The organism is Rhodoferax saidenbachensis (assembly GCF_031457975.1).
Classification (GTDB): domain Bacteria; phylum Pseudomonadota; class Gammaproteobacteria; order Burkholderiales; family Burkholderiaceae_C; genus Allorhodoferax; species Allorhodoferax saidenbachensis_A.
In genome coordinates this window covers 370,502-396,687 of the sequence record NZ_JAVDXO010000002.1, presented here as the reverse complement: position 1 = coordinate 396,687, position 26,186 = coordinate 370,502, and the positions used below count along the sequence as shown (strand labels likewise).

Below are 26,186 nucleotides of genomic sequence, written 5' to 3'. Positions count from 1 at the left end.
GCGCGCGGCACAATGGCGACATGGACGACTTGAAAGAAGAAATCGCCGCCACCGCCGCCCGCATGGTGGTGGAAGAAGGCCTGGAATACGGCGCCGCCAAGCGCCGTGCGGTCAAGCAACTGGGCGTGTCGGCGCGTGTGGCCTTGCCCGACAACGACCAGTTGGAAGCAGCGGTGCAGGAGTACATCGCTCTGTTCTGTGCGGACACCCAACCTCAGGAGCTGCAGGCCCTGCGTGTGCTGGCGCTGGAATGGATGGACCGACTGGCCCCGTTCCGTCCCCATGTCAGTGGGGCGGTTTGGCATGGTACGGCTACGCGACGGTCTGACATTTATCTGCAGTTGTTTTGCGATGACCCCAAATCCGCAGAAATTGCCCTGATTGACGGCGGCGTGCGTTTTGAGGCTCGCTCCGTGCCCGGCCTGCATGGCGAGATGGTGGATGCGCTCAGTGTGCATGCGTTGTGCCGCCCGCTGAACGAGCAAGTGGGCGTGCATTTGCTGGTGTATGACCTGGACGATGTGCGGGGCGCGTTGCAGCCCGATGCGCGCGGGCGGCGTCCGCGAGGTGATGCGGCGGCCCTGCAGCGCTTGTTGCATGATGTAGCCCATGACTGAGCCACTGCCCACTTCTCCCGAGCCCGAACCGGTTTCGCGCCGCACGCTGCTAGGTGGCGTGGCGGTGGGGGCTGCGTTGGCGGGTATTGGCGTGGCCGTTTGGCGGCAATCCGCGGGGCCTGCAGTGGTCGCGGCAGAGCCGGTGCCGGGTTTTTGGGCCCACCACTGGGAGGCCCCGGACGGCAAAGTGGTGTCCCTGGCTGCGTTCAAGGGGCGGCCGCTGCTGGTGAATTTCTGGGCCACCTGGTGCCCACCCTGCGTGGACGAGCTGCCGCTCATCAATCGCTTCTACCGCGAAAACAAGGGTAACGGCTGGCAAGTGCTGGGATTGGCCATCGACAAAAGAGAGTCGGTGCAAAAATTTCTCCAAACCATGCCGCTGGAGTTTCCCATTGCACTGGCCGGTTTGGCGGGTACGGAGCTGGGGCGCGAGCTGGGCAACCTGACCGGTGGCCTGCCGTTCTCGGTGGCCGTGGCGTCGGACGGCACGGTCATCCAGCGCAAGATGGGTCGCCTGCTGCCCGAAGATCTGGCCGCATGGGCTGGGTTAAAATAGAGGGCTCAGCCTAGGTTGGGGCCTGCCTTCGCAGGCTTGTTTCAATGCCCTGGCCTATCAGTTCGGTAGGCAAAAATCGCTGTTTTTGCGCAGAGATAGTAAAAATTATCAGCAAATGCCGGTATTTTTGCGGTAAATTCGCCGCTTCGCAAATATCGGTTGTTGGAGATTCCATGGATTTACGCAAACTCAAGACCCTGATCGACTTGGTGTCCGATTCCAATGTGTCGGAACTGGAAATCACCGAAGCCGAAGGCAAAGTTCGTATCGTCAAGGGCGGTGGTGCCATGGTGCAAGGTTATGCCGCAGCGCCCGTCTATGCAGCCCCTCCCACCCAAGCCCCTGCAGCGCCAGCCGCTGCAGTTGCTGCCCCAGTGGTCGAAGCCGCACCTGCAGGCCATGCCGTCAAATCGCCCATGGTGGGCACGTTCTACCGCTCGTCTTCCCCGGGGGCCAAGCCCTTTGTGGAAGTGGGGGACAGCATCAAGCAGGGCGATACCATCTGCATCATTGAGGCGATGAAGATCCTCAACGAGATCGAAGCCGACAAGTCTGGCACCGTCACCCAGATCCTGTGCGAAAACGGGCAAGCGGTTGAGTACGGCCAGCCTTTGTTCATCATCGAATAAGCACACGCATCCATGTTCAAGAAAATCCTGGTCGCCAACCGTGGCGAGATTGCCTTGCGGATCCAGCGCGCTTGCCGCGAGCTGGGTATCAAGGCGGTCATGGTCTATTCCGAGGCGGATCGCGAAGCCAAGTACGTCAAGCTGGCCGAAGAGGCTGTTTGCATCGGACCCGCGCCTTCCGCTCAGAGTTACCTCAATATGCCGGCCATCATCTCGGCCGCCGAGGTCACGGATGCCGAAGCCATTCACCCTGGCTATGGCTTTTTGAGCGAAAACGCAGACTTTGCCGAGCGCGTCGAAAAAAGCGGTTTCCAGTTCATCGGCCCCACACCCGAGTCCATCCGTATCATGGGTGACAAGGTGTCGGCCAAGCAGGCCATGATCCGCGCCGGTGTGCCCTGCGTACCCGGTTCAGAAGGTGAACTGCCTGACGATCCCGTGCAAATCCGCCGCATGGCCAAGGCCGTGGGCTACCCCGTGATCATCAAGGCTGCCGGCGGTGGCGGTGGTCGCGGTATGCGCGTAGTCCACACCGAGGCCGCCTTGGTGAACGCCGTAGCCATGACCAAGGCAGAAGCCGGGGCTGCGTTTGGCAACCCGGCGGTGTACATGGAGAAGTTTCTCCAGAACCCACGCCACATTGAAATCCAGATCCTGGCGGACAAGCACAAGAATGCGGTCTACCTGGGCGAGCGCGATTGCTCGATGCAACGCCGCCACCAAAAGGTGCTGGAAGAGTCTCCTGCGCCCGGTATCAACCGCAAACTGATCGAACGCATTGGTGAGCGCTGCGTTGCTGCCTGCAAGAAGATTGGCTACCGCGGTGCCGGTACGTTTGAGTTCCTCTACGAAGACGGCGAGTTCTACTTTATTGAGATGAACACGCGCGTGCAGGTGGAGCATCCGGTGACCGAAATGGTGACGGGCATTGACATTGTCAAAACCCAGATCATGGTGGCGGCGGGCGAAAAACTGCCCTTCACACAGCGCCAGATCGAGGTGCGCGGGCATGCCATCGAGTGCCGCGTGAATGCGGAAGATCCCTACAAGTTCACGCCCTCCCCAGGTCGCGTGACCATGTGGCACGCTCCGGGTGGTCCCGGCGTACGGGTGGATTCGCACATCTATACCAACTACTTCGTGCCGCCCAACTACGACTCGATGGTCGGGAAAATCATTGTGCATGGCGACACCCGTGAGCAGGCCATGGCCCGCATGCGTACTGCGCTGGCCGAGACCGTGGTGGAAGGGATCAACACCAACATTCCGTTGCACCGTGAGCTGATGGTGGACGCCAAGTTCATGGACGGTGGTACCAACATCCACTACCTGGAACACTGGCTGGAACAGCACAAACGCTAAAGGCTTGCATGTTTGAATTGCGTTTGATGTGTCCCGAAGATCGAGTCGAAAGCCTGAGTGATGCGCTGGATGCGTTGGACGCCTTGAGCGTGAGCGTGGAAGACGCGGACGCCCAGACCGATGCCGAGCAAGCCCTGTTTGGCGAGCCCGGCATGCCGCCACCCAAAGATGGTTGGCAGCGTTCCCGGGTGATCGCGCTGTTTGCCGATCAGGCGCTGGCCGACGATGCCGCGCGCTTGCTGCAAGCACAAGACTTTTTTGAGGGCTGCGAGGTATTGGGCGTGGCTGTGGTGGCAGACCAAGACTGGGTGCGATTGACCCAGTCGCAATTCGCACCCGTCGAGATCACGCCCGAGTTCTGGATTGTCCCCACCTGGCACGAGCCACCCGAGCAGGCCAAGCAGGTAATTCGCCTGGACCCGGGCCTGGCCTTTGGTACCGGCACCCACCCCACTACTCGTATGTGCTTGCGCTGGATTGCCAACCATCCAGGTCAAGCCCGCGTACTGGACTACGGGTGTGGCTCCGGCATTTTGGCCATCGGTACCGCCAAGTTTGGCGCGCAACAGGTGGTGGCGGTGGACATTGATGACGCTGCGGTGCAGTCTACGGATTTGAACGCCGAGGCCAATAACGTGCGCTTGCAAGCTGGCTTGCCGGAATTGGCCACCGGGATCTATGACCTGGTGCTGGCCAACATCCTGGCCACGCCGCTGAAAGTGTTGGCTCCTCTGTTGTGTTCCCATGTGCAGCCCGGCGGGCACCTGGTGTTGGCCGGTATTTTGGCGCGCCAGGAAGACGAGTTGAAGGCTGCCTATGCGCCGTACTGCAAGCTGTCTGTGGCAGACCGCGAAGATGGCTGGATTTTGATGACCGCCACGCTCTAAAACGGGTGGGTGCGGGCCCTACAATGTGACGCGATGAGCCTGATTACCCAATGCCCAGCCTGCGCCACGATGTTCAAGGTCGTGCCAGACCAGTTGCGCATTTCGGACGGTTGGGTGCGCTGCGGCCAATGCGACGAGGTGTTCGACGCGAACGCCAATATGGTCAAGGACCCCGAGCTTGCTGTCGAGTCTCCTGTCCCGGCAGAGCCTGCCGCTAGTCCGGCGATGGCTGAAGCCGACGATGATGCCGTAGAGGCTGACCAAGACTGGGCCTCGTCGCTGCGTTTTGCCGCCCAAGAGCCTTCCCCCCAGCCGATAGATTCGCCCACAACCGTGGAGTCATTTGACTCGGTGGTGCGCGAGATGTCGGAAGTGATGCGTGACGGCGAGGTGGAGTCCATCGATTTTGATGCGGTTTCTCCCACCGTTGATTCGCTGCTGGATCACCGTCCCGGTGAGTTCGCCTACGACAAGGCGTCGGCGCAAACCGTGGAGGTCAAACCTGCCTCCAAAAATGCAGACGCATCCGAGCCTCGCTACGTGCAGGCCGGTGTCAAAACGGTGGACGTCACCGACGCTCCCAAACTTTCATTCATGCGCCACGCTGGGCGCACCAATGTCTGGCAGCGCACCAGTGTGCGCGTGGGCCTGTCGTTATTGAGTTTGTTGCTGCTGGGGGCCTTGGTGCTGCAGGTGGTGGTGCACGAACGTGACCGCATTGTGGCTACCGAACCCGCCAGCCGCGATGCGCTGGTGGCCTTGTGCGAGTGGATGGCTTGTCAGGTGATGCCGTTGCGTCAGATCGACGCGGTGGTGATCGACAGCTCGGCGTTCACCAAGGTGCGTTCGGATGTGTACCGCCTGAACTTTGCGCTCAAGAGCACCGCAGCCACCTCGCTGGCCATGCCTTCGCTGGAGCTCACCTTGACGGACATGCAGGACCAAGCCGTGATTAGGCGCGTGCTGCAGCCTTCTGAGCTGGGTTTCAAAAAGGACACGCTGGAGGCGGGAGCTGAAGTATCTGCATCATTGCCCATCAGCGTGAAAACCAGTGGCAGCACCGAGCGCATTTCTGGTTATCGCCTGCTGGCGTTCTACCCCTGAAGATCTAGGCCGAAGGTCAGACGTAAAAAAGCCCGAGACCTTGCGGTATCGGGCTTTGGAGCCTATCGCGTAAACGCTCAGGGCTTGCTGGAAGTCGGAAACGGCCAGGCCGCTTGCGGATTCAGCGTAGTTTGCGCCGCAGGGGCCGCAGGGGCAGCTTTGGCAGCGGGTGCTTTCGCGGCTTTCTTCGCAGCGGGCTTCTTCGCTGCTTTTTTGGCTACGGGCTTCTTCGCTGCAGGCTTCTTGGCAACAGCGGCTTTCTTTGCTGGAGCCTTTTTCGCAGCTGCTTTCTTGGCAGGAGCTGCCTTCTTTGCCGCTACCTTTTTGGCGGGAGCAGCTTTCTTAGCAGGAGCTGCCTTCTTTGCTGCTACCTTTTTGGCGGGAGCGGCTTTCTTAGCAGGAGCTGCCTTCTTTGCTGCTACCTTTTTGGCGGGAGCGGCTTTCTTAGCAGGAGCTGCCTTCTTTGCTGCTACCTTTTTAGCGGGAGCGGCTTTCTTAGCAGGAGCTGCCTTCTTTGCTGCTACTTTCTTAGCGGGTGCAGCTTTTTTCGCGGGAGCGGCCTTTTTTGCGGCCGGTTTTTTTGCAGTTGCCATGATTTTCTCCTTGATCAATTTACAAAGAGCACTTCTTGCCAGTTGGGTGCAAGAAGCGATTCATGTTGTTGGGCGCAGTCCCAGCAACATGAACGCGGTGACACGCACCCAGTCCGCAGTCTGTGCTGCGATGCTGGAGGCGTGAAGTTCTAGAAAACATAATCAGCGTTTCAATCCCAAGACAGGGCGCCGCCCGATTGGTACTCGATCACGCGGGTCTCGAAGAAGTTGCGTTCCTTCTTCAAGTCAATCATTTCGCTCATCCAGGGGAACGGGTTTTCCTCGTTCGGGAACAGCGGCTCCAAACCAATCTGGGTAGCCCGGCGGTTGGCGATGTAGCGCAGGTAGCCTTTGAACATCGAGGCATTCATGCCCAGCACGCCGCGTGGCATGGTGTCCTCGGCGTAGCGGTATTCCAGTTCCACGGCTTTTTCAAACAAACCTTTGATCTCTGCCTTGAACTCGGGCGTCCACAGGTGGGGATTTTCCAGCTTGAGCTGGTTGATCAGGTCGATGCCAAAGTTGCAGTGCATGGACTCGTCGCGCAGGATGTACTGGTACTGCTCGGCAGCGCCCGTCATTTTGTTCTGGCGACCCAAGGCCAAGATCTGCGTGAAGCCCACGTAGAAAAACAAGCCTTCCATCAGGCAGGCAAACACGATGAGCGACTTGAGCAGCGTCTGGTCGGTCTCGGCCGTGCCCGTGTGGAAGTTCGGATCCATGATGGCCGCGATGAACGGAATCAGGAACTCGTCCTTGTCGCGAATGGACTGGACTTCGTTGTAGGCGTTGAAGATCTCGCTCTCGTCCAGGCCCAGTGATTCCACGATGTACTGGTAAGCGTGGGTATGAATGGCTTCTTCAAAGGCCTGCCGCAGCAGGAACTGGCGGCACTCGGGTGCTGTGATGTGGCGGTAGGTGCCCAGCACGATGTTGTTGGCAGCTAGCGAGTCGGCGGTCACAAAGAAGCCGAGGTTGCGCTTGACGATACGGCGTTCGTCTTCGGTCAGGCCGTTAGGGTCTTTCCACAGAGCGATGTCGCGCGTCATGTTGACTTCTTGCGGCATCCAGTGGTTGGCGCAACTGGCCAAGTATTTTTCCCAGGCCCATTTGTATTTGAAGGGAACCAGTTGGTTCACATCGGTCTGGCCGTTGATTATGCGCTTGTCATCGGCGCGGATGCGGCGTGGGGTCCCGGTCTGCATGACGGCTGCCACGGCCGCTGGAGTAGGTACGGAAGCAGGGGTGACTGGTGCCTGCGCAACCGACAGCTGTTCAGACGGGTTGCGCGCAAAGTTGCTCGGCGGTGTGGGCTTGACTTCTTCGTCCCAGGTCAACATAGATGATTCCAATCAGCGGATTATGAGAGCAGCGAAATGAAATGAAAAGTAGTCATGCATTTCGCTGCCCATTTGTGTTGCTCTGTAGCATCGCAATGTCAGTTGCGATGCGCCTCTCTTGTTATTGGCAAGACTCGCATGTGGGGTCATCCACACCGCAGAACTTGATGTCGGTCGCCGCATTGCTGGCCAGTTCCATCTGTGCATGTGCTGCAGCGGCAGCCGCCTCCAAGGCGCTGGACATTTTGGTGGAGCCTTGCGCATCGTTGCCCGAGGACACTGCGTTCATGCGGCCTGCCGTCACCGTGGATTTCTCCGCGTGGGTAGCGGACATGGTGCGGAGGTAGTAGGTGGTTTTCAGACCACGCAACCAGGCCAGCTTGTAGGTCTCGTCGAGTTTCTTGCCCGACGCGCCGGCCATGTAGATGTTCAGCGACTGCGCTTGGTCAATCCATTTCTGGCGACGTGCTGCGGCCTCCACCAGCCATCGTGTTTCCACTTCAAATGCTGTGGCATACAGCTGCTTGATTTCTTGGGGTACACGGTCGATGGGACTCAGCGAACCATCAAAGTGCTTCAGGTCCATCACCATCACGTCGTCCCATAGGCCCAAGGCCTTGAGGTCGCGCACCAGGTAGCTGTTGATGACGGTGAATTCGCCCGACAGATTGGACTTCACCGACAGGTTGCCGAAGCAGGGTTCGATGGACGCGTCCACACCAATGATGTTGGAGATGGTGGCGGTGGGGGCGATGGCCACACAGTTGGAGTTGCGCATGCCGTCGGCAGCGATCTTCTTGCGAAGGGCATCCCAGTCCAAGGTGGAGGAGCGGTCCACTTCCACATAGCCGCCACGGGCTTGGGCCAGCATGTCCAGGGTGTCGGGTGGCAGGATGCCCTTGTCCCACAGCGAACCCTTGAAGCTGGAGTACTGGCCGCGTTCACGGGCCAATTCTGTGGACGCCCAGTAGGCGTAGTAGCTGATGGCTTCCATGGATTCGTCGGCAAACTGCACAGCAGCGTCGCTGGCGTAAGGAATGCGCAGGGCGTACAGGCTGTCCTGGAAGGCCATCACGCCCAGGCCCACGGGGCGGTGGCGCATGTTCGAATCGCGTGCCTTCTTGACCGCGTAGTAGTTGATGTCGATCACGTTGTCCAGCATGCGCATGGCGGTGCCAATGGTGCGCTTGAGCTTGTCGTGGTCCAGCTTGCCATCTTTCAAGTGCTGACGCAGGTTGACCGAACCGAGGTTGCAGACCGCAGTTTCGGTGTCGCTGGTGTTGAGTGTGATCTCGGTGCAGAGATTGGACGAATGCACCACGCCGGCATGCTGCTGGGGGGAGCGCACGTTGCAGGCATCCTTGAAGGTGATCCAGGGATGGCCGGTTTCAAACAGCATGGTGAGCATCTTGCGCCACAGGTCGCTGGCTTCCACGGTGCGCGATGGCTTGATTTCGCCGCGGGCAGCCTTGGCTTCGTAGGCCACATAGGCTTTTTCGAAGTCGGCGCCAAACAGATCGTGCAGGTCGGGTACGTTGGAGGGCGAGAACAGGGTCCAGCTGCCTTTCTCCATCACACGGCGCATGAAGAGATCGGGGATCCAGTTGGCCGTGTTCATGTCGTGTGTGCGGCGACGGTCATCGCCGGTGTTCTTGCGCAGCTCCAGAAACTCTTCGATGTCCAGGTGCCAGGTTTCCAGATAGGTGCAGACCGCGCCCTTGCGCTTGCCACCCTGGTTCACGGCCACAGCGGTGTCGTTCACCACTTTGAGGAAAGGAACCACGCCTTGGGATTCGCCGTTGGTGCCCTTGATGTGAGAACCCAGGGCGCGCACGCGCGTCCAGTCATTGCCCAGGCCGCCCGCGAATTTGGACAGCAGGGCGTTTTCCTTGATGGATTCGTAAATGCCGTCCAGGTCATCTGGCACGGTGGTCAGGTAGCAGCTGGAGAGTTGCGAGCGCAGCGTACCGCTGTTGAACAGCGTGGGCGTGCTGGACATGAAGTCGAAGCTGGACAGCACTTCGTAGAACTGGATGGCACGGGCTTCGCGGTCAATCTCGTTGAGCGACAGGCCCATGGCCACGCGCATGAAGAAGGCCTGGGGCAGTTCGATGCGAGTTTTGCCTTCGTGCAGGAAGTAACGGTCATACAGCGTCTGCAGGCCGAGGTAATCAAATTGCAGGTCGCGGCTGGCCTTGACGGCGGCACCCAGGCGCTTCAGGTCAAACTGCAGCAGCTTCTCGTCCAGCAACTCGGCGTCCACACCGCGCTTGATAAAACCTGGGAAGTAATCGGCATAGGCCTCTTGCATGTCGGCCTGGGCTACGTCGCGTCCCAGCACCTCACGGGAAATCGTGTGGAACAAGAGGCGCGCGGTGGCGTAGGTGTAGTCCGGGTCTTTTTCAATCAGGGTACGGGCTGCCAGGATGGAGGCCTTATACACCTCGTCCATGGGCACGCCGTCGTACAGGTTGCGCATGGTTTCGGCCACGATGGGGTCGGCTTTGACATCTGCGCCCAAACCCGAGCAGGCGGTTTCAATGCGGGATTGGAGGCGGTCCAGGTCCAGCGCCACACGCTGACCGGCTTCCAGTACATGGATGACCGGTGCGGCAGGTTTTGCCTGCGCGACTTGCTTGGCGCGCTCCTGGGTGCGGCGTTCGCGGTACAGCACATAGGCACGGGCGATTTCGTGGTGGCCGCCGCGCATCAGGCCCAGTTCCACCTGGTCTTGCACGTCTTCAATCGGGAAGGTGCCGCCTCCGGGACGCGAGCGCATCAGCGCGCGGATCACTTGTTGCGTCAAACCGTCCACCGTTTCACGCACGCTGGCCGAGGCCGCGCCCTGGGTGCCGTGTACGGCCAGAAAGGCCTTCATCAGAGCAACGGCGATTTTGTTGGGTTCGAACGGAACCACGGCGCCATTGCGGCGAATGATCTGGTAATGGGCCAAGGTGTTGACCGCACCACCTTCTGCGGCAGCTGTGCTGTGCGGGGTCAGCAGGGTAGCCGTGGGGGTGGGGGTTACGGTAGAAATGGATTGCATGATTTCCTCGTCTAAATCAGTGTTTTTATGTGCGTCTGGTGACCCGCCGGCTGGCGCTGTAGGGGTCGAATTCGTCAGTGTGCGTCTTCACCAGCGCACACTATATCTGGGGTCTGGGGTGGTGACAAGCCACTACCGGTAGTGTACCGCCTGCTTGTGTGGTGGTGCAGCTACGGCAGTTTGCAGGGTGGCTATAGGGCCACAATCGCAAGCCCTTGCTAGATGGGCTTTTTCGGATCTATAGCACCATTTGACGCGCCTCCTGGGGGCATTTGCCCTTACGAGGCGCATGGCTGCTGTGCGCGCCGCTTTGGTGTGTACGGCCGCGTACTTTGCGGGGACACCAAACAGCACCGAAATATTTTTATTTTGTTACCAAACTGTTGGTGTCGGCCGGAAAGCTCGAGGTTGGAAGCCCCAGGCTTTTGTGCAGCCGTGTCCATTCAAAGCCCGGCCCCGGGTCGGCTTTGCGTCCTGGTGCGATGTGTTCGTGCCCAGCAATGTATTGGATGGGGTAGTGTTGGGCAATGGCAGGGCACAAGGCCTGCAAGGCCTCGTATTGCGCCGACTCGAAGGTGTGCCCTTCCAGTCCTTCCAGCTCAATGCCAATGGAGTCGTCGTTGCAGTTGCCTTTGCCGCGGTAGTGGGAAACGCCGGCGTGCCAAGCGCGGGCGTCGCAGCTCACAAACTGCCAGATATCTCCGTTGCGCTGCACAAAAAAGTGGGCAGATACCTGCATCCCTTCAATGCTTTTGAAGTACGGGTGTGCATTCCAGTCCAGCGTGTTGGTGAACAGGCGTTGCACCTGGCCGGTGCCGTACTGGCCCGGTGGCAGGCTGATGGAGTGCAGCACGATCAGATCAACCTGCGTCGCAGTGGGACGTGGACCGAAGTTGGGCGACTCCAGTCGGTGCGCGAACCGGTACCAGCCTTCTTGCCAGAGCGCGTCGTGCGGATCAGGCATCGGGCGCTTCGTCCGATGCGTGGGGCACGTCGATCTGCAGTCGGGCCATGCGGTAGCGGATCTGGCGCAGGCTGATACCTAGGCGCTGGGCCGCCACGGTGCGGTTGTAGCGCGTTTCCTGGAGGGTGCGTACCAGGATGTCGCGCTCCTGCAGGTCTAGGTAGCGCTGCAAATCTACGGGAATCTCGATGGGCGCAGTGACAGGTGTGGGCGGTGCGTTGGCCTGCAACGGGAGGGGGGCTGTCTCGGTTGCACCTGCGTTGTCAGTGCGTAGCGGTGCAGGACTGGTGGCCAGCGGATGGGTGTCGAGCTCCAACACGGCACCGTCGGAGAGGGCCACCGCGCGGTGCAACAGGTTTTCAAGTTCGCGAACATTGCCCGGCAAGGACAATTGGGTGAGTTGGCTCATGGCATAGGGTGACAGCTGTGCCACAGCCGAGCCCGATTCCTGCGCGATACGCGACAACAAGGCATCACACAAGGCGGGCAAATCTTCGCAGCGCTCTCGCAGCGGCGGGATATAAATATCGATCACATTCAGGCGGTAATACAAATCCTGGCGAAAGCGCCCCGCCTGGACTTCGGCGCTTAGATCCTTGTGGGTGGCGCTGACGATGCGCACATCCACGGCCTCCTCCTGGTGCGAACCAAGAGGCCGAACATTGCGCTCCTGGATGGCGCGCAGCAGCTTGGATTGCATGGCCAGCGGTAGGTCGCCAATCTCGTCCAGAAACAGGGTGCCACCGTGTGCCGCCTGGAAAAAACCGCTGCGGTCCTGCATAGCCCCGGTGTACGCGCCTTTGCGGGCGCCAAAAAACTCAGCCTCCATGAGGTTCTCAGGTATGGCGCTGCAATTGACGGCGACCCACGGGCCCGTGGCACGGTGGCTGTTGGCGTGCACGGCATTGGCCACCAGTTCCTTGCCGGTGCCCGATTCTCCGCGCACCAGCACTGGCGCCATGCTGCGTGCCACCTTGACAATGCGTTCTTTCACACTTTGCATGGTGGCCGAGGAGCCTGCCAGGCGGTCCAGTACGGCCAAGCCTGACGGGTGCATCGCTGCGTTGGCGGTTTTGGTGGCCGTGGGTTTTGTGCCCGTTGCGGCGGGCGCATTGGAGGAGACGCCCCGCAGCGCATTGGCGACCGCACTGCGAAACTGCTTCAGATCCACCGGCTTGGTCAGGTAGTCAAATGCACCCGCCTTGAGGGATTCCACCGCGTTTTCGGCTGAACCGTAGGCGGTAATCACAATGCAACGCTCTGTGCGCTGCTCGGCGCGCAGTTGGCCCAGGATGTCGGTGCCCAGGCCGTCGGGCAGACGCATGTCGGTGATCACTGCATCAAAACGCTGCTGCGCCAGCTGGTCTTTGGCGTCCTGTACCGTGCCAGCGGTTTCCACCCGGTAGCCTTCGCGCAACAGCGTGAGTTCATACAGGGTGCGCAAATCCGGCTCGTCGTCGATGACCAGAATGCGGGCGTCGCTCAGTACAGGGTGGTTTGCCATGGTGTCTCGGTATTGTCCTGCGGCGCCGAGGGCTCGGGAAGGGCCAGTGCGATCACGAATTCATTGCCTTCGGTGGTTACACCCTCCAGGGCCTGCGGGCTACGCTGATAGCCCAGCGTTGCGCCATGGCGCTCACAGAGTTCGCGGCAGATGTACAGGCCCAGGCCGCTGGAGCGGCTCTCGGAGGAAAAGAAGGGTTCGAACAGGTGGCGCTGCACCGATTGGTCCATGGGCGCGCCATCGCTCCACACCGACACACTGCTTGCTTGCGCCTGCACCACAGTGAGAACCTGGATGCTGCCTGTGCGCTTGCTGGCATAGCGGCGCGCGTTGTCCAGCAGGTTGACCAGGACTTGGCGTAGGTGGTCGGCATCAAAGCGAACCCAGGCGGCTTGCTCTGCCAAGTGGATCTGCACCAAGGTCTCCAGGCCGTTCTGGGCCGCCCAGTCGGTGGCAATGCGGTGCACCAGTTCATTGAGCAAGACGGCTCCGGGTTGCAGCAGTGGACTGGCGCCGCGCACGCGTGAAACATTCAAAATGTCATCCACAATTTTTTCCAAGCGCTTGGCGTTTTGGCCCACCATGGCTGTGAGTTTCTTCTGCCGCGGGTCGGTGATGTCTTCGTCCAAGAGTGCGTTGGCCTGGGCAATGGCGGCCAGCGGATTGCGAATTTCATGCGCCACGGCCGTAGACAGGCGGCCCATGCTGGCCAGTTTTTCAGTGCGCAAGCGGGCCTCCTGCTCGCGCTGGTCTTGCAGAAACAGCACACACAGACTTTCATGGCCGATGCCCTGGGGCGCTGCCAGCCGTGTGCGTGCCAACACGCGGCGTGGTCCGGCGCCCTCATGGCGAATGGTGATTTCGGCCTGCTGTCCGCGCCCGGTGCCCATGCTCAGGCGCGTGAGCTGCAGCAGGGCGTGCCAAGCGGGTTCGCCCTTGAGGTCAAAGGTGTTGGCGCGCAGGGCCACGGGCGTGCCCAGCAATGTGCGGGCGGCGGGGTTGGCGGCGCGCACATTGCCAGCGTTGTCCACAATCATCACGCCATCGGGCAGTGCTTCAATCACTAGCTCGTTCACTTGCCGCTGCACATTGGCCGCCAGCTGGCTCAGGCGCGCGCGCTTGCCCGCGCTGACCAGCCGCGACGACAGCTGGTGGGCCAGCAGCGCAATCACAAAGTAGCCGGCGCCGCTGAGTGCGGCTTGCACCAAGTAGGGCGTGGCATCGGTCGGGCTGGACAAATACGTCCATAACGTGGCACCCAACAGCAGCATGGTGACGCCGGCGGCGGTGCCTAGCGCCAGGCGCAAAGAACCCAACACCGAGGCCAACAGAATCGGCAGCGCGAACAGGGGGGTGTAGTTGAGAGTGTTGCCCTGCAACAGCTGCATGGCAGAAAAAGCGAGCACGTCCAGCCCGATCAGCACGCCCCAGGCACGGTTGAAAGCCTGGCCCAGGGGGCGTGGTCGCGCAAACACCCGTGCCACCAGCGTGCCGATGAAGTAGGCAACGCTGACCCCCACCAAGGCCTTGCTGTGGGCGTTGCCACTGGCGTACAACACGCTTTGCAGCACCAGCAATACCACGCCTAGCGTCAGGCGTGCCGTCATGAACCCCTGCCACAGGCGGGCGAATTCCTGGGTGTCGTCGTGCCCGTCTTGGGGCGGGCCTACTTCTAGGGCAGCGGGGCCAAACCAGGAGTGTTCGGGGTGGGCGGTAGGCATCAGCTTTCGGCCGCGGCGCGGTGGGCCGCGCTGCAGTAGCTGCCATGGGTGCCTGGCACCGCATCGTGCTCGGGCAGGTGTACGCCGCAGCGGCGGCAGGCCACCATGGTGGTGGGTTCGGCCAACCGCGTCGCCTTGTCTTGGGCGCGGGCGTGGTGTTCGAGTCCGCGCGCGCTGCGCCAACGCCAGGCCACCAGAAAGACGACCAGAAAGACCAGCAGGTATTTCACGCCACCCGCCCCAAAATGATTTCCATCACAAAGCGCGAGCCCACGTATGCGAGGAACAGCAACACCGAGCCCGCGTACAGCACGCCGACTGCGCGCTTTCCACGCCATCCGAACTGCGCACGCCCCACCAGCAGCACGGCAAAGGTGATCCACGACAGCAGCGAGAACACTGTCTTGTGATCCCAGCGCCATGCGTGCGTGGGGCCATACACCACATCGCCAAACCAGTAGCCCACGGCCAGTGTGACAGTCAGCAAAATAAAGCCTGCGCCGACCAGGCGGTAGGTCAGACGCTCCAGCGTCAGCAGCGGCAGCCCGCTGTGGGGGTCCGCCGCCTGGCGGATGCGGGCTTCGGCCCGCGTCATGAACCAGGCATGGACTACGGCGGTGCCAAACAGGCCGTAGCAGGCCACGCCAAACGCCAGATGCACCGGCAGCCACACCGATGCGGTTGCGACTAGGCTGGCGCCAGGGAATATGCAGGCCAGCAGCACCGCCGCCGAGCCCACGGCGGCCAGTGCCCAGCGGGTTTCCAATTGTGGGAACACTTGGCTCTCCACGCCATATACCGCGGCCACCAACCAAGCCGTGACTGACAGCGCCGGGGCAAATCCAAAGTGCGGACTCTCGCCGAACAGACTCCAGGCCAGTGCGGCGCCGTGCAGCAACCAGGCTACGGCCACCCAGGCACGGGCGGTCTGGGCCGACAGGATGCGCGCGCGCAGCGCGGGCCAAGCATAGGCGCTGGCTGCCAAAACCGATAGGGTCAGGCTGGTGGGGGACGCACTGGCTAAAATCATGCGTACAGTTTAGCGTTTTGCTCCCTGCCAGCCCCCGGCTGGCCCTCACCACAGGTTCCGCCAGCCGGAATACGTCTTATGGCTTCCGCCCTCACCGACAAACTCTCCCGCCTCGTCAAAGACCTGCGTGGCCAAGGCCGCATCACCGAAAGCAATGTGACCGACATGCTGCGCGAGGTGCGCATGGCATTGTTGGAGGCCGATGTGGCCTTGCCGGTGGTGCGCGACTTCATTGCCCGCGTGAAGGACAAAGCGCTGGGCCAGGAAGTGCTGGGCTCCCTGCAGCCGGGCCAGGTCTTGGTCAGCATCGTGAACCGCGAGCTGGCGGCCACCATGGGCGAGGGCGTGAGTGACATCAACCTCGCGGCCCAACCACCCGCCGTCATCCTGATGGCAGGCCTGCAAGGCGCCGGCAAAACCACCACCACGGCCAAGCTGGCCAAGCACCTAATCGAGAAGCGCAAAAAGAAGGTGCTGACCGTGTCCGGTGACGTGTACCGCCCCGCCGCCATCGAGCAGCTCAAGACCGTGACGGCCCAGGCTGGCGCCGAATGGTTCCCCAGCACGCCGGATCAAAATCCGGTGGACATTGGCCGCGCTGCGCTGGATTACGCCAAAAAACATTTCTTTGACGTGCTTCTGGTTGATACCGCCGGCCGTTTGGCGATTGACGAAGCGCTGATGCTGGAAATCAAGAACCTGCACGCCGTGCTGAATCCGGTGGAGACGCTGTTCGTGGTGGACGCCATGCAGGGTCAGGACGCGGTGAACACCGCCAAGGCCTTCAAAGAGGCGCTGCCGCTGACCGGCATCATCCTGACCAAGACGGATGGTGACTCGCGCGGCGGTGCGGCCCTGTCGGTGCGGCAGATCACCGGTGCGCCCATCAAGTTTGCGGGTACCAGCGAGAAGCTGGACGGCCTGGAGGTATTCGACGCCGAGCGCCATGCGGGCCGCATCCTGGGCATGGGCGACATCGTGGCCCTGGTGGAGCAGGTCACCGCGGGCGTGGATATCGAGGCCGCCAAGAAGCTGGCCGACAAGGTCAAAAGCGGTGGGGGCTTTGACTTGAACGATTTCCTGGCCCAGATCCAGCAGATGAAGCAGATGGGTGGCCTTTCCAGCCTCATGGACAAGCTGCCGGCCGCCATGGCGGCCAAGGCCGGTCAGGTCGACATGGACAAGGCCGAGCGCGACATCAAGCGCAAGGAAGGCATCATCCACAGCATGACGCCGCTGGAGCGCCGCAAGCCCGATCTCATCAAGGCCACACGCAAGCGCCGCATTGCGGCTGGCGCCGGTGTGCACGTGCAGGAAGTGAATCGCATGCTCAAGGAGTTTGAGCAGATGCAGGACATGATGAAGAAGATGAAGGGCGGCGGCATGATGAAAATGATGAAACGCCTGGGCGGCATGAAGGGCATGCCCAAGATGCCGTTTTGAGCGGCCCAGAACGCTCTCGCACCTTGGCCGGGATTGGCTTGGCCGTGCTGGCCATGGCCTGCTTTGCGGTGCTGGACACGACCACTAAGTGGGTGTCATTGGGCGTTCCGCTGATGGTGGCGATCGGGTTTCGCTATCTGTTTCAGGCGGTCGCCACCACCGTGGCGGTGTACCCTCAGCGCGGGCGAGCGCTGCTGCACACCCGGCACCTGGGGTTGCATGTGGCGCGAGGTGTGCTGCTGCTCACCACCAGCCTGCTGGCCTTTCTGAGCCTCAAGCACATGCCCGTGGGCGAATTCACCGCGATTGTGCTGCTCACGCCGCTGGTGGTGACCTTGCTGGCGGCGCGCATGTTGCGCGAAACCGTGTCCCCTCTGCGCAAGTTGCTGGTGACTGGCGGCTTCATTGGCACGTTGACCATCGTGCGCCCGGGTGGCCAGGATTTCACGTGGGCCCTGCTGTTCCCAGTGGGCGTGGTGGTGGCGAATGCGGGCTTCCAACTGCTCACCAGCCGCATGGCGCGTACTGAAGACCCCATGACCATGCAGTTCTACACTGGCTGGGTGGGAGCCATCTTGCCCGCTTTGGCCTTGCCATGGGTGTGGGCCGAGATCACGGCACCCGCGCTGTGGGGCGGCTTGTTGTTGATGGGTGTGATGGGCACCGTGGGGCACTTTCTGTTCATCCTGGCCTTTAAGCGCGCCCCGGCGGCCACCCTCATGCCCTATATGTATGCGCAGATCGGCTTTGCCATGCTGGGAGGATGGCTCTTGTTTGCCCATGTGCCAGACCATTGGTCGCTGGTGGGCATGGGGCTGATCGCGGTGTGTGGTGCTGCGGGTGCTTTGCTTACGGCGCATGAAAGCCGGGCCTCCGCAGAGCCACCTGAGCACTGATTCCTAGTGAAATAGGCCATTGGCCCCCGTATTCATTGCGCAAGCAGCTCCTGAATTCATAGCGTTTTGGGTTCCGCTCAGAGCCGGTGCGGTGGTTGCCGCGCAGGCGGATCTGGGGCTGTATGTGCCTGCGGAGTGAATGTCCGGCTTTACCTATCTTCACACGGGCACGGTCAACACCCAGTGCGAGGGCGCCGTTGTGGGAGGGCATCCAGATTCACTGGAGCGAATCTCAAAACCTGAAAGGCTACTGACATGAACAAAGTTTTCGCAACCCTGATCGCTGGCTTGATTTCTGTGGGTGCTTTTGCTCAGGCACCGGCTGCGGCTCCTGCTGCTGCCACGGCCCCTGCCAAGGTAGAAGCCAAAAAGGACACCAAGGAAGCGCCTGCCGCGACACCAGAGAAGAAGGTGAAGAAGGTCAAGCACCACGCCAAGAAGGTCGTGGAAAAGAAGGCCGAAGCCGCGAAGTAAGCGCAGCGGACATCACCAAGCAAAAGGGCTCCCGAGGGAGCCCTTTTTTACAAGCGCAGTGCGCTTGCGGTCGGCAAAGCGATCAGGCCTTGCTGGCCTTCGTGCGGCGGCGTGCCACGGCACCCATCAAGCCCAAGCCGGCCAGCAGCATGGCATAGGTTTCGGGTTCTGGCACCGAGGGGATCACCGTGCCGTTGCGTACCTGGAAGTTGTACTGGCCATCGATGGTGGAGTTCAGGCGGTGGTCAATCAAGGCGTTGCCGCCGGAGTTGAGCAAGGCGCCGTTGATGGCGGAGCCAGCCAGTTCAAAGGAGGTGTTGGTGCCGTTGGACCAGCCGGCGCGAGCCGAGGCACCACCGAAGCCATTTGAACCACTGCTGGCGCTGCCCGTTTCCCAGCTGACGTTGTCATAGTTGAACTGGAAGTCAAAGTTGCCGGCGCCCGTGTCCGAGCGATCCGTCACGATGAGCTGGAAGCTGTTGGTCTTGTCAGCCTTGGTGTTGAAGTAACCCACGTTGAGCCAGTTCACGCCGAAAGTCTGGTGTCCGTTCAGCACGGTTTGGCCATACTGGGTGACGCCGCTGTCGGCGTGGCGGGTGTCCACGTCTGCAAAGAAGGGCGCCAACATGGGCACGTTGGTGGTAAGCAGGTTGAAGGGGGTGTACGTAGGCAGCGCACTGTTGAACGTCACGTTGCCATTGTTGTTCACATACAGGTTGCTGAAGCTCTGGCCAAAGAAGTTGACGTTGAAGCCCAGCGATACGAGACCCGTAGACAGATCGTCATTGCGAGCCAAGGTGTTGGTGGTGAACAGGTTGGCATCGTGCACGGCAGCTGCGTAGGCTGGTGCGGCGGCAAAGGTAACAGCCAGCAGAGCGCCAGCAGCGATTTTTTTGAACATACGAAAGCTCCCTTAAAACGAAAGCTGAGTATCTTCAAGAAAGCCCAGAATAGTGCCATGGCGCCATGGCTCTTTCGGACTATTCGTAGCCCGTTGTTTTGTAAGGGGTTGTTACCCCCTTTAAGCGCCCACCAACTCTAGCGTCACCACCTCGCCGCGCAACGTGTAGCTGCGGGTCTCGGTGATGCGCACATCCACCAGTTGGCCCACCAAGCGCGAATGGCCAGCAAAGTTCACCACGCGGTTGCACTCGGTACGGCCCATCAGCTCGCCGTTGTCGCGCTTACTGGCGCCTTCCACCAGAATGCGTTGCACCGTACCCAGGCGCTGGTCGCTGATGCGCGCGATGTTGGCGTTGATGGCGGCTTGCAGTTCCTGCAGGCGCGCCAGCTTCACTTCGTGCGGGGTCTCATCATGCAGGTTGGCCGCGGGGGTGCCGGGACGGGGGCTGAAGATGAAGCTGAACGAGTTGTCAAAGCCGATGTCGGCAATCAACTTCATCATCTTGGCGAAGTCATCGTCGGTCTCACCGGGGAAGCCGACGATGAAGTCGGAACTGATCGACATGTCGGGGCGGATGGCGCGCAGCTTGCGGATGGTGCTCTTGTATTCCATGGCGGTGTAGCCGCGCTTCATGGCCATGAGGATCTTGTCGCTGCCGTGCTGCACCGGCAGATGCAAGTGGCTCACCAGCTTGGGCAACTTATCGTAGGCCGCAATCAGGCTGGGCGTGAACTCGTTGGGGTGGCTGGTGGTGTAGCGGATGCGCTCGATGCCGGGAATGTCGCTCACGTATTCCAGCAGCGTGGCGAAGTCGGCCATCTCGCTGGTACCACCCATGGTATGGCGCCAGGCGTTCACGTTCTGGCCCAGCAGGTTCACCTCTTTCACCCCCTGGTCGGCCAGGCCAGCAATCTCCACCAGCACGTCTTCAAACGGGCGGTTCACTTCCTCGCCGCGGGTGTAGGGCACCACGCAGTAGCTGCAGTATTTGCTGCAACCTTCCATGATGCTCACAAAGGCAGATGCGCCATCCACCTTGGCGGGTGGCAGGTGGTCGAATTTTTCAATCTCAGGGAAGCTGATGTCCACTTGCGGCTTGTTCTGCAATGCGCGCTGGTTCAGCAGCTCGGGTAGGCGGTGCAGGGTTTGCGGGCCAAACACCACGTCCACATAGGGCGCACGCTTGATGATTTCAGCACCTTCCTGACTGGCCACGCAACCGCCCACGCCAATCTGCACGCCCTTTTTCTTCAGGTGCTTGATGCGGCCCAGGTCGGAAAACACCTTCTCCTGCGCTTTTTCGCGCACCGAGCAGGTGTTGAAGAGGATCAGGTCCGCCTCGTCCACGTTCTGCGTGGGCTCGTAGCCCTGGGCGGCGCCCAGCACGTCGGCCATCTTGTCCGAGTCGTACTCGTTCATCTGGCAACCGAAGGTTTTGATAAAGACTTTTTTGGACATGGCGTACCCCGGGGAAATGCTATGAATAAAGGAGCTGCTCGCGCACTGTTCGCGAGGGCTGGAGGCTGATTTGGCTTGAAAGTAGCGCGGTGGCGCTGATACTTACTGCGTGGTGACGGGCTGGGTGGGTGCCGGTGCCGGCACGGGCAGCAGGCGGATCTCGTCGGCGCTGAGGATCCAGACGTCGTGGATCATGCCGGTGGGCTCGCGGGTGTAGTTCACCACCACGGTCTGGCCCACGATAGCGCCCGACATCACCATGATGTTGTTGGACCCGCGGATGCGTGAGCCTGGTGACAATCGGTCGGCCTTGCCGTCCATCACCACCTCGGGCGGTGCCACCACCTTCAAGGTGCCGCGCACAGCTTTGGGCGGGAATTGGCGGATAGCGACCACGGCCGTGGTCTGGGCTAGCGCGGGCCATGTGGTGGTCGCCATGAGGGTGGCGATGCAGCAGGCGCGGGCCAAAGCGGTGAGAGAAGCGCAGCGGTTCATGGTGTGTATCCAGAGGCTGTGAAGAAGCCGCGATTTTAGCGGCGCAGGGCCGTGTGGGGCCGAAGAAAAACCCGCAGGGCTCGCGCACTGCGGGTTCTCAATTTGGTGGTCGTAGGTGGATTTGAACCACCGACATCAGCATTATGAATGCTGCGCTCTAACCAACTGAGCTATACGACCGGAGCCCAGAATTATAGACTAAAAATTATTGGTGGGTAAAGTGGGCCGCGCGCTTGTTCACAAAGGCATCCATGCCTTCCTTCTGGTCGGTGGTGGCAAACAACGCGTGGAACAGGCGACGCTCGAACATAATGCCGTCGGCCAACGTGCCCTCAAACGCGCGGTTCACCGCCTCTTTGGCCGCCATCGTGGCGATTTGCGAGAAGGCGCAAATTTGTAGCGCGGCGCCCAGGGCTTCGTCTTGCAGCTTGTCCAGCGGCACCACGCGGCTAACCAAGCCTGCGCGTTCGGCCTCTGCGGCGTCCATCATGCGGCCAGTCAGCGCGAGGTCCATCGCCTTGGCCTTGCCCACGGCGCGCGGCAGGCGCTGCGTGCCGCCGGCGCCGGGAATGATGCCCAGCTTGATCTCGGGTTGGCCGAACTTGGCGTTGTCAGCGGCGATGATGAAGTCGCACATCATGGCGAGCTCGCAACCGCCGCCCAGGGCAAAACCGCTGACGGCGGCAATCACCGGCTTGCGGATGGAGCGAATGGTTTCCCAGTTGCGCGTGATGAAGTCTCCCTTGTAGGCGTCGGCAAAGCTGAACTTGGCCATCACAGTGATGTCGGCACCCGCGGCAAAGGCCTTTTCACTGCCGGTCAGCACGATGCAGCCGATGGCCGGGTCGGCGTCAAAGCCCTTGAGCGCGGCGCCCAGCTCGTCCATGAGCTGGTCGTTCAGCGCATTCAGCGCCTTGGGGCGGTTGAGTGTGATGACGGCAACCTTGTCGCCTTCGATACGGGTGGTGATGCATTCGTAGCTCATGATGGGGTCTCCAGATTTTTGCGTCTTGGCACTATAGCGAAGAGGGTTTGCACATGACTGACACCGGCACGACTGCCCCACCAGAAACGCCTGTTTTGTACGCCGAGCACGGCGCCGTCGCCCTGCTGATGCTGAACCGCCCCGCTGCGCTCAACGCCTTCACCCGCGAGATGCACCGCGCGCACCCTGCACCAGCAACTGGATGCCGAACGCGATGTCCAAAGCGCCGTGGGGCGCACGGACGACTATGTGGAAGGGGTGCGCGCGTTCCGCGAGAAACGGGCGCCCAAATTCATCGGCAGTTAGGCGCTTCCATCCAGCCACTTCGCGACGGCCGGCGCATCGCGAACGGACAAGCGCACGGCCGTGCTTGGGGGCGGCAGGGTCAAGGTGAGGTTCATGAGGCGCTTGTCGCGTGACACCAGCGCGCTGACTTTCTTGGCTTTGCCGGTGTAGAGCGTCAAATCGTCCAGAACCTGCATGCGCCAGGGCTCGCCCTCGGTCTGTACCGCAATCCACTCGTCGCCGGCGGCAAAACCGGCTTTCTCCGCCGCGCCACCGCGCAGCACCTGCTGGATGAACAGACCACCGTTTTCCTTGACGCGCAGGCCCAGCTGCTGCGCCACCTGGTCGGGCTCGCGGTTCACTTGCACGCCGTGCTGTTCCAGCAGTTCGGCCACAGGCAGTTCCTTGGTGCTGTGCACCCAGTGGGCGATCTCTTTGGCAAAGGAACGGCCGCCCAGGTCCTGCAGCACGGCCAGCAAATCGGTCTCGGCCATGGGGCCGCCGGCGCAGCGGGTCCACAGGCCGCGCATCACGGCGTCCAGCGTGGTCTTGCCCTCGGCGCGCAGCGTCAGGTCCAGGCACAAGCCGACCAGCGAGCCCTTGGTGTAGTAGCTCACCGTGGCGTTGGCGGTGTTCTCGTCCTGGCGGTAGTACTTCACCCAGGCGTCAAAGCTGCTTTGCGCGACGCTCTGCACCAGGCGGCCCGGTGTCTGGTTGACCTGGTTGACGGTCTTGGTCAGCAGCTTGAGGTAGGCGGCGTTGTCGATGCGCTTGGCGCGGCGCAGTAGCAGGTCGTCGTAATAGCTGGTAAAGCCCTCAAAGAACCACAGCAGCTGCGTGTAGTTCTCCCGCGTGTAGTCATACGTGGCCAGCTCGGCCGGGCGCAGGCGCTTGACGTTCCAGGTGTGGAAGTATTCGTGGCTGATCAGGCCCAGCAGCGTGGTGTAGCCCTCGGGCTGCTTGTGCGTGGTCGGAGCCAGCGTGGTGCGCGGCTGGCGCGGCAGGTCCTTGCGGTTGCAGATCAGGGCGGTGGAGTTTTTGTGTTCCAGGCCGCCGTAGCCGTCGTGCACGGCGTTCAGCATGAAGACGTAGTTTTTGAACGGAATCGGGCTCTGGCCCGCGTCCTTCCTGCGCGAGGCGCTCACTTTTTTGACATCGGTGCCCACCGCATCGCCGTACCAGAAGTGCAACTCGGCCTCGCAGATGGCCTGCGTGTCGGCCAGCAGTTGGGCGCCGTCAAAGCTGGGCGGTACACCGGCCACCACAAAGCGGTGGGGAACGCCGCAGGCCACAAAGCTGCCGCTCCAGAAGGGGCCCATCTCCACCGGGCAGTCCACCAGGGTGTCGTAGTTGTCGGCGCGGTACAGGCCAAAGCCGGCCTTGGTCACGCGCACTGGCTCCAGCCCGGTGGCCACGCTCCAGCCTTTGAGCGTGTCGCTGGCCACCACGGCCAGCGTGTGCGGGGCATCGGCCTGCCCGGCCACCTGCAGGCACAGGCTGGTGCCGTTGAAAAAGCCGCGCGTGGAATCCAGCCAGGCGGTGCGCACCGAGTTGTCAAACGCGTAGACCTCGTACTGCACGTGCAGCGGTGTGCCGGGTGTGCAGGTGACGTCCCAGGTGGCTTTGTCCTGCTGCAACACGGCGACGCGCTTGCCGGCCTGGCGGCATTCCAGCCTTTGCAGGTGCTTGGCAAATTCGCGCACCAAGTAGCTGCCCGGAATCCATACCGGCAGGCTCAGGGTTTGTGTGGCCGCAGGGGCGGGCACGGTTAGCGTGACCTGGAACAGGTGGGTGCTCGGGTCCAGCACCTCGACCTGGTAGTGAATGGGGGCAGCGGGTTTTCGGGCGGTGGAGGTGGTTTTCATGTCAAACAGGCCGCTAGCCCTCGTGGATACTGCGCGAGCAGCTATAAAAACAGGAGTGAAAAAAGGGGCGGGCTGCCGCCCCGATGCTCCGGAACGACGTTAGCCTTTGGTGCCGACGAGGTGCTTTTCGACCTGGGCAGCGTCAATGGCGCCGGGCACGCGGCTACCGTCCTGGAAGATCAGCGTGGGCGTGCCTTGGATCTTGTAGGTCTTGCCAAATTCCACGTTGCGGCCCAGCGCGGCCACGTCACACATGGCGGCGGCGGGGGCTGCTGCCTGTTCGCGCAGCATCCAGTCTTGCCAGGCCAGGCCCTTGTCCTTGGCGCACCAGATGGCTTTGGATTTTTCGCCCGAGTCCGCACCCAGGATGGGGTAGAGGAACATGTAGATGGTTACGTTGTCCACCTTCTGCAGGTCACGCTCAAAGCGTTTGCAGTAGCCGCAGTTGGGGTCTTCGAACACGGCGATCTTGCGCGAGCCGTTGCCGCGCACGATGGTGAAGGCGTCCTTGAACGGCAGGCTGTCGAACTTCACCGCGGTGAGCTTGTTGACGCGTTCCTCGGTCAGGTTGCGCAGGTCCTTGCCCTTGGTGGCAAACAGATTGCCCTGGAACAGGTAGTCGCCCTTGGCGTCGGTGTAATAGACCTCGGTGCCGTTCACGCGGATTTCGTAGATGCCGGGAATATCGGTCTTGCGCACCTCGTCAATGTCCTTGAGCTGGGGAATGCGCTTGGCAATGGCCTCACGAATCGCGGCCTCTTGGGCCAGCGCGCTGCTGCCCAGGCCCCCCAGGGTCAGAGCCAGCGCGAGGAGGGAGAGGAGTTTTTTCATGGAGAAGTACTCAAAAAAAGAAATGTAAATGTGATGGGGCTGCAGGGTCATTGCGGGCGGGTGCCCATGGCGCGCTGGGCCACCCAGTGTTTGACGGCCCCCAGGGTGTTGAACTGGTGCATGCCCCAGTTGCGCAGCCCCTGGGCCGCAGCATGGGGGTGGGCGAACAACTGCTGCAGCGCATCGCCGGCACCACCCACCAGGGCGAAGTCGGCCTTGCGGGCACGCTCGTAGGCGCGCAGCAGCTTGGGGTCGGCCACGCTGCGCCAGTAGGGGCGGCCGTCCAGCACGCGCACCAGCTCGGCCACATCGCCCAGGCCCAGGTTCAGGCCCTGGCCAGCCAGGGGGTGCACATTGTGGGCGGCGTCACCGGCCAATACCCAGGGTCCACTCGCATGGCTGCCGCTCCAGCGGCTGGCCAGCGCATGCTGCAGCGGCCAGGTGTGGCGCGGGCTGGTCAACGTGAGGCTGCCCAAGGCGCCATGGCTGGCAGCGTGCAGGGTGTCGGAAAATTCCATGTCGGGTAGGGCTTGCAAGGTGTGGGCGCGCTCAGCACTGACTGACCACACCACGGCGCAGAAGTTCCCGCCCGGGCCACTCAGCGGCAACAACGCGAGGATTTCGCCCTGGTGAAACCACTGGCGTGCCACCTGGCCATGGCTCTGGGCACATTCCACACGGGCGGCAATGGCCGTTTGGTTGTACGGCGTGATGGAAAAATCCACGCCCAGTTCCTCGCGCGTGCGGCTGGCGCGGCCTTCGCACACCACGGTTAGCGTGGCGGGGGCTGGTGTGTCTACCAGCTCAATCAGTGGCTGGTAGCGCACGGCCTCGGCCAGTTGGGCTTCCAGTGCGGGCACATCGACAATCCAGTTCAGTGCGGCCACGTCCTGGTCGGCGGCGTCAAACACCACGGTTGCGCCATCGTCGCCATGCACTTCCATGCGCTGCACGGGCGTGGCCTGGGACTCGGCGGGCCAGCAGCGCACGGCTTCCAACAGGGCGCGGGCGGGCTGGTTCAGTGCGTAGGCGCGTACATCAGAGGCGGACGGACTGGCTGAGTTGGGAGTGGCGCACAACGCCACACGCAGGCGCTTGGCCGCCAGATGCAGGGCCAGCGTGCGCCCCACAATGCCAGCGCCGCGGATACAAATGTCATAGGTTTGGGCCATGCAGCCATTGTAGGAGGCCGTGCAC

General features: G+C 61.7%; 24 protein-coding genes, 1 tRNA gene and 1 pseudogene. 10 read left to right on the top strand and 16 right to left on the bottom strand.

Features of this window, described 5'->3' with window-relative positions; genetic code table 11:
- The first annotated feature begins 20 nt into the window (after positions 1-20).
- From J2X15_RS06015 to J2X15_RS05990, 6 genes are all read left to right on the top strand, one after another.
- Positions 21-617 (top strand): hypothetical protein, encoded by a 597-nt coding sequence (locus tag J2X15_RS06015; RefSeq protein ID WP_310340312.1) that lies wholly within the window; start codon positions 21-23, stop codon positions 615-617.
- Positions 610-1,173, top strand: a complete 564-nt coding sequence (locus tag J2X15_RS06010; RefSeq protein ID WP_310340310.1) for a redoxin family protein — start codon at positions 610-612, stop codon at positions 1,171-1,173. The genes J2X15_RS06015 and J2X15_RS06010 overlap by 8 nt, the downstream gene beginning before the upstream one ends.
- A 173-nt stretch (positions 1,174-1,346) precedes the next feature.
- Positions 1,347-1,802: an acetyl-CoA carboxylase biotin carboxyl carrier protein gene (gene accB, locus J2X15_RS06005; protein WP_310340306.1), complete on the top strand. Its 456-nt coding sequence runs from the start codon at positions 1,347-1,349 to the stop codon at positions 1,800-1,802.
- A gap of 12 nt (positions 1,803-1,814) precedes the next feature.
- Entirely contained in the window at positions 1,815-3,164 is a 1,350-nt protein-coding gene (accC, locus tag J2X15_RS06000; protein WP_310340303.1) for an acetyl-CoA carboxylase biotin carboxylase subunit, read from the top strand.
- Positions 3,165-3,172: 8 nt separating this feature from the next.
- Positions 3,173-4,051: a 50S ribosomal protein L11 methyltransferase gene (prmA, locus tag J2X15_RS05995; RefSeq protein WP_310340301.1), complete on the top strand. Its 879-nt coding sequence runs from the start codon at positions 3,173-3,175 to the stop codon at positions 4,049-4,051.
- A gap of 33 nt (positions 4,052-4,084) precedes the next feature.
- On the top strand, positions 4,085-5,155 hold the full coding sequence (locus J2X15_RS05990) for a zinc-ribbon and DUF3426 domain-containing protein (RefSeq protein ID WP_310340299.1): 1,071 nt from the start codon (positions 4,085-4,087) through the stop codon (positions 5,153-5,155).
- Between the two features lie 77 nt (positions 5,156-5,232).
- Here J2X15_RS05990 and J2X15_RS05985 read toward each other — a convergent pair whose 3' ends face one another.
- The 8 genes from J2X15_RS05985 to J2X15_RS05950 all read right to left on the bottom strand — a co-directional run bounded on the left by J2X15_RS05985 (position 5,233) and on the right by J2X15_RS05950 (position 15,353).
- Positions 5,233-5,748, bottom strand: a complete 516-nt coding sequence (locus tag J2X15_RS05985; RefSeq protein WP_310340298.1) for a histone H1-like DNA-binding protein — start codon at positions 5,746-5,748, stop codon at positions 5,233-5,235.
- Between the two features lie 170 nt (positions 5,749-5,918).
- Entirely contained in the window at positions 5,919-7,088 is a 1,170-nt protein-coding gene (locus J2X15_RS05980; protein WP_310340292.1) for a ribonucleotide-diphosphate reductase subunit beta, read from the bottom strand.
- 121 nt (positions 7,089-7,209) lie between these two features.
- The gene (locus tag J2X15_RS05975) at positions 7,210-10,134 is read right to left on the bottom strand and encodes a ribonucleoside-diphosphate reductase subunit alpha (RefSeq protein WP_310340289.1); all 2,925 of its coding nucleotides are present in this window, start codon (positions 10,132-10,134) and stop codon (positions 7,210-7,212) included.
- A 364-nt stretch (positions 10,135-10,498) separates the two neighbouring features.
- Positions 10,499-11,098 (bottom strand): 1,6-anhydro-N-acetylmuramyl-L-alanine amidase AmpD, encoded by a 600-nt coding sequence (ampD, locus tag J2X15_RS05970; protein WP_310340287.1) that lies wholly within the window; start codon positions 11,096-11,098, stop codon positions 10,499-10,501.
- Complete coding sequence (locus J2X15_RS05965; RefSeq protein WP_310340285.1) at positions 11,091-12,602, bottom strand: sigma-54-dependent transcriptional regulator; 1,512 nt, start codon at positions 12,600-12,602, stop codon at positions 11,091-11,093. The genes ampD and J2X15_RS05965 overlap by 8 nt, the downstream gene beginning before the upstream one ends.
- Entirely contained in the window at positions 12,581-14,323 is a 1,743-nt protein-coding gene (locus J2X15_RS05960) for a sensor histidine kinase (protein ID WP_310340283.1), read from the bottom strand. The genes J2X15_RS05965 and J2X15_RS05960 overlap by 22 nt, the downstream gene beginning before the upstream one ends.
- Positions 14,323-14,553: a PP0621 family protein gene (locus J2X15_RS05955; protein ID WP_310340280.1), complete on the bottom strand. Its 231-nt coding sequence runs from the start codon at positions 14,551-14,553 to the stop codon at positions 14,323-14,325. The genes J2X15_RS05960 and J2X15_RS05955 overlap by 1 nt, the downstream gene beginning before the upstream one ends.
- Complete coding sequence (locus J2X15_RS05950) at positions 14,550-15,353, bottom strand: cytochrome C assembly family protein (RefSeq protein WP_310340277.1); 804 nt, start codon at positions 15,351-15,353, stop codon at positions 14,550-14,552. Before J2X15_RS05950 ends, J2X15_RS05955 begins: the two co-directional genes overlap by 4 nt.
- A 78-nt stretch (positions 15,354-15,431) precedes the next feature.
- Here J2X15_RS05950 and ffh point away from each other — a divergent pair, with 78 nt between their 5' ends.
- The 3 genes from ffh (at position 15,432) to J2X15_RS05935 (ending at position 18,166) form a co-directional block, all read left to right on the top strand.
- The gene (ffh, locus tag J2X15_RS05945) at positions 15,432-16,796 is read left to right on the top strand and encodes a signal recognition particle protein (protein ID WP_310340274.1); all 1,365 of its coding nucleotides are present in this window, start codon (positions 15,432-15,434) and stop codon (positions 16,794-16,796) included.
- The gene (locus tag J2X15_RS05940; protein WP_310340272.1) at positions 16,793-17,692 is read left to right on the top strand and encodes a DMT family transporter; all 900 of its coding nucleotides are present in this window, start codon (positions 16,793-16,795) and stop codon (positions 17,690-17,692) included. The genes ffh and J2X15_RS05940 overlap by 4 nt, the downstream gene beginning before the upstream one ends.
- 255 nt (positions 17,693-17,947) lie before the next feature.
- Positions 17,948-18,166, top strand: coding sequence for a hypothetical protein (locus tag J2X15_RS05935; RefSeq protein WP_310340269.1), 219 nt, complete (start codon positions 17,948-17,950; stop codon positions 18,164-18,166).
- Between the two features lie 82 nt (positions 18,167-18,248).
- Here J2X15_RS05935 and J2X15_RS05930 read toward each other — a convergent pair whose 3' ends face one another.
- The 5 genes from J2X15_RS05930 to J2X15_RS05910 form a co-directional block, all read right to left on the bottom strand.
- Positions 18,249-19,067 (bottom strand): nidogen-like domain-containing protein, encoded by an 819-nt coding sequence (locus J2X15_RS05930; protein ID WP_310340266.1) that lies wholly within the window; start codon positions 19,065-19,067, stop codon positions 18,249-18,251.
- Between the two features lie 120 nt (positions 19,068-19,187).
- Positions 19,188-20,528 carry a tRNA (N6-isopentenyl adenosine(37)-C2)-methylthiotransferase MiaB gene (gene miaB / locus J2X15_RS05925; protein ID WP_310340265.1) on the bottom strand — a complete coding sequence of 447 codons (1,341 nt, stop codon included), beginning with the start codon at positions 20,526-20,528 and terminating at the stop codon, positions 19,188-19,190.
- A gap of 102 nt (positions 20,529-20,630) precedes the next feature.
- Positions 20,631-21,023: a hypothetical protein gene (locus J2X15_RS05920; protein WP_310340264.1), complete on the bottom strand. Its 393-nt coding sequence runs from the start codon at positions 21,021-21,023 to the stop codon at positions 20,631-20,633.
- A 103-nt stretch (positions 21,024-21,126) separates the two neighbouring features.
- Positions 21,127-21,203 (bottom strand) — tRNA-Met (locus J2X15_RS05915).
- 25 nt (positions 21,204-21,228) lie between these two features.
- Positions 21,229-22,008: an enoyl-CoA hydratase gene (locus J2X15_RS05910; protein ID WP_310340262.1), complete on the bottom strand. Its 780-nt coding sequence runs from the start codon at positions 22,006-22,008 to the stop codon at positions 21,229-21,231.
- A 183-nt stretch (positions 22,009-22,191) separates the two neighbouring features.
- Here J2X15_RS05910 and J2X15_RS05905 point away from each other — a divergent pair.
- A pseudogene (locus tag J2X15_RS05905) lies at positions 22,192-22,314 on the top strand (2-(1,2-epoxy-1,2-dihydrophenyl)acetyl-CoA isomerase); the annotation flags it as partial.
- Here the strand turns inward: J2X15_RS05905 and J2X15_RS05900 are convergent.
- From J2X15_RS05900 to J2X15_RS05890, 3 genes are all read right to left on the bottom strand, one after another.
- On the bottom strand, positions 22,311-24,158 hold the full coding sequence (locus tag J2X15_RS05900) for a M61 family metallopeptidase (protein ID WP_310340259.1): 1,848 nt from the start codon (positions 24,156-24,158) through the stop codon (positions 22,311-22,313). The pseudogene J2X15_RS05905 and the gene J2X15_RS05900 sit on opposite strands and share 4 nt — an antisense overlap.
- A 99-nt stretch (positions 24,159-24,257) precedes the next feature.
- Positions 24,258-24,989: a DsbC family protein gene (locus J2X15_RS05895; RefSeq protein ID WP_310340258.1), complete on the bottom strand. Its 732-nt coding sequence runs from the start codon at positions 24,987-24,989 to the stop codon at positions 24,258-24,260.
- A 47-nt stretch (positions 24,990-25,036) separates the two neighbouring features.
- Positions 25,037-26,161 (bottom strand): FAD-dependent monooxygenase, encoded by a 1,125-nt coding sequence (locus J2X15_RS05890; RefSeq protein ID WP_310340255.1) that lies wholly within the window; start codon positions 26,159-26,161, stop codon positions 25,037-25,039.
- Between the last annotated feature and the right edge of the window lie 25 nt (positions 26,162-26,186).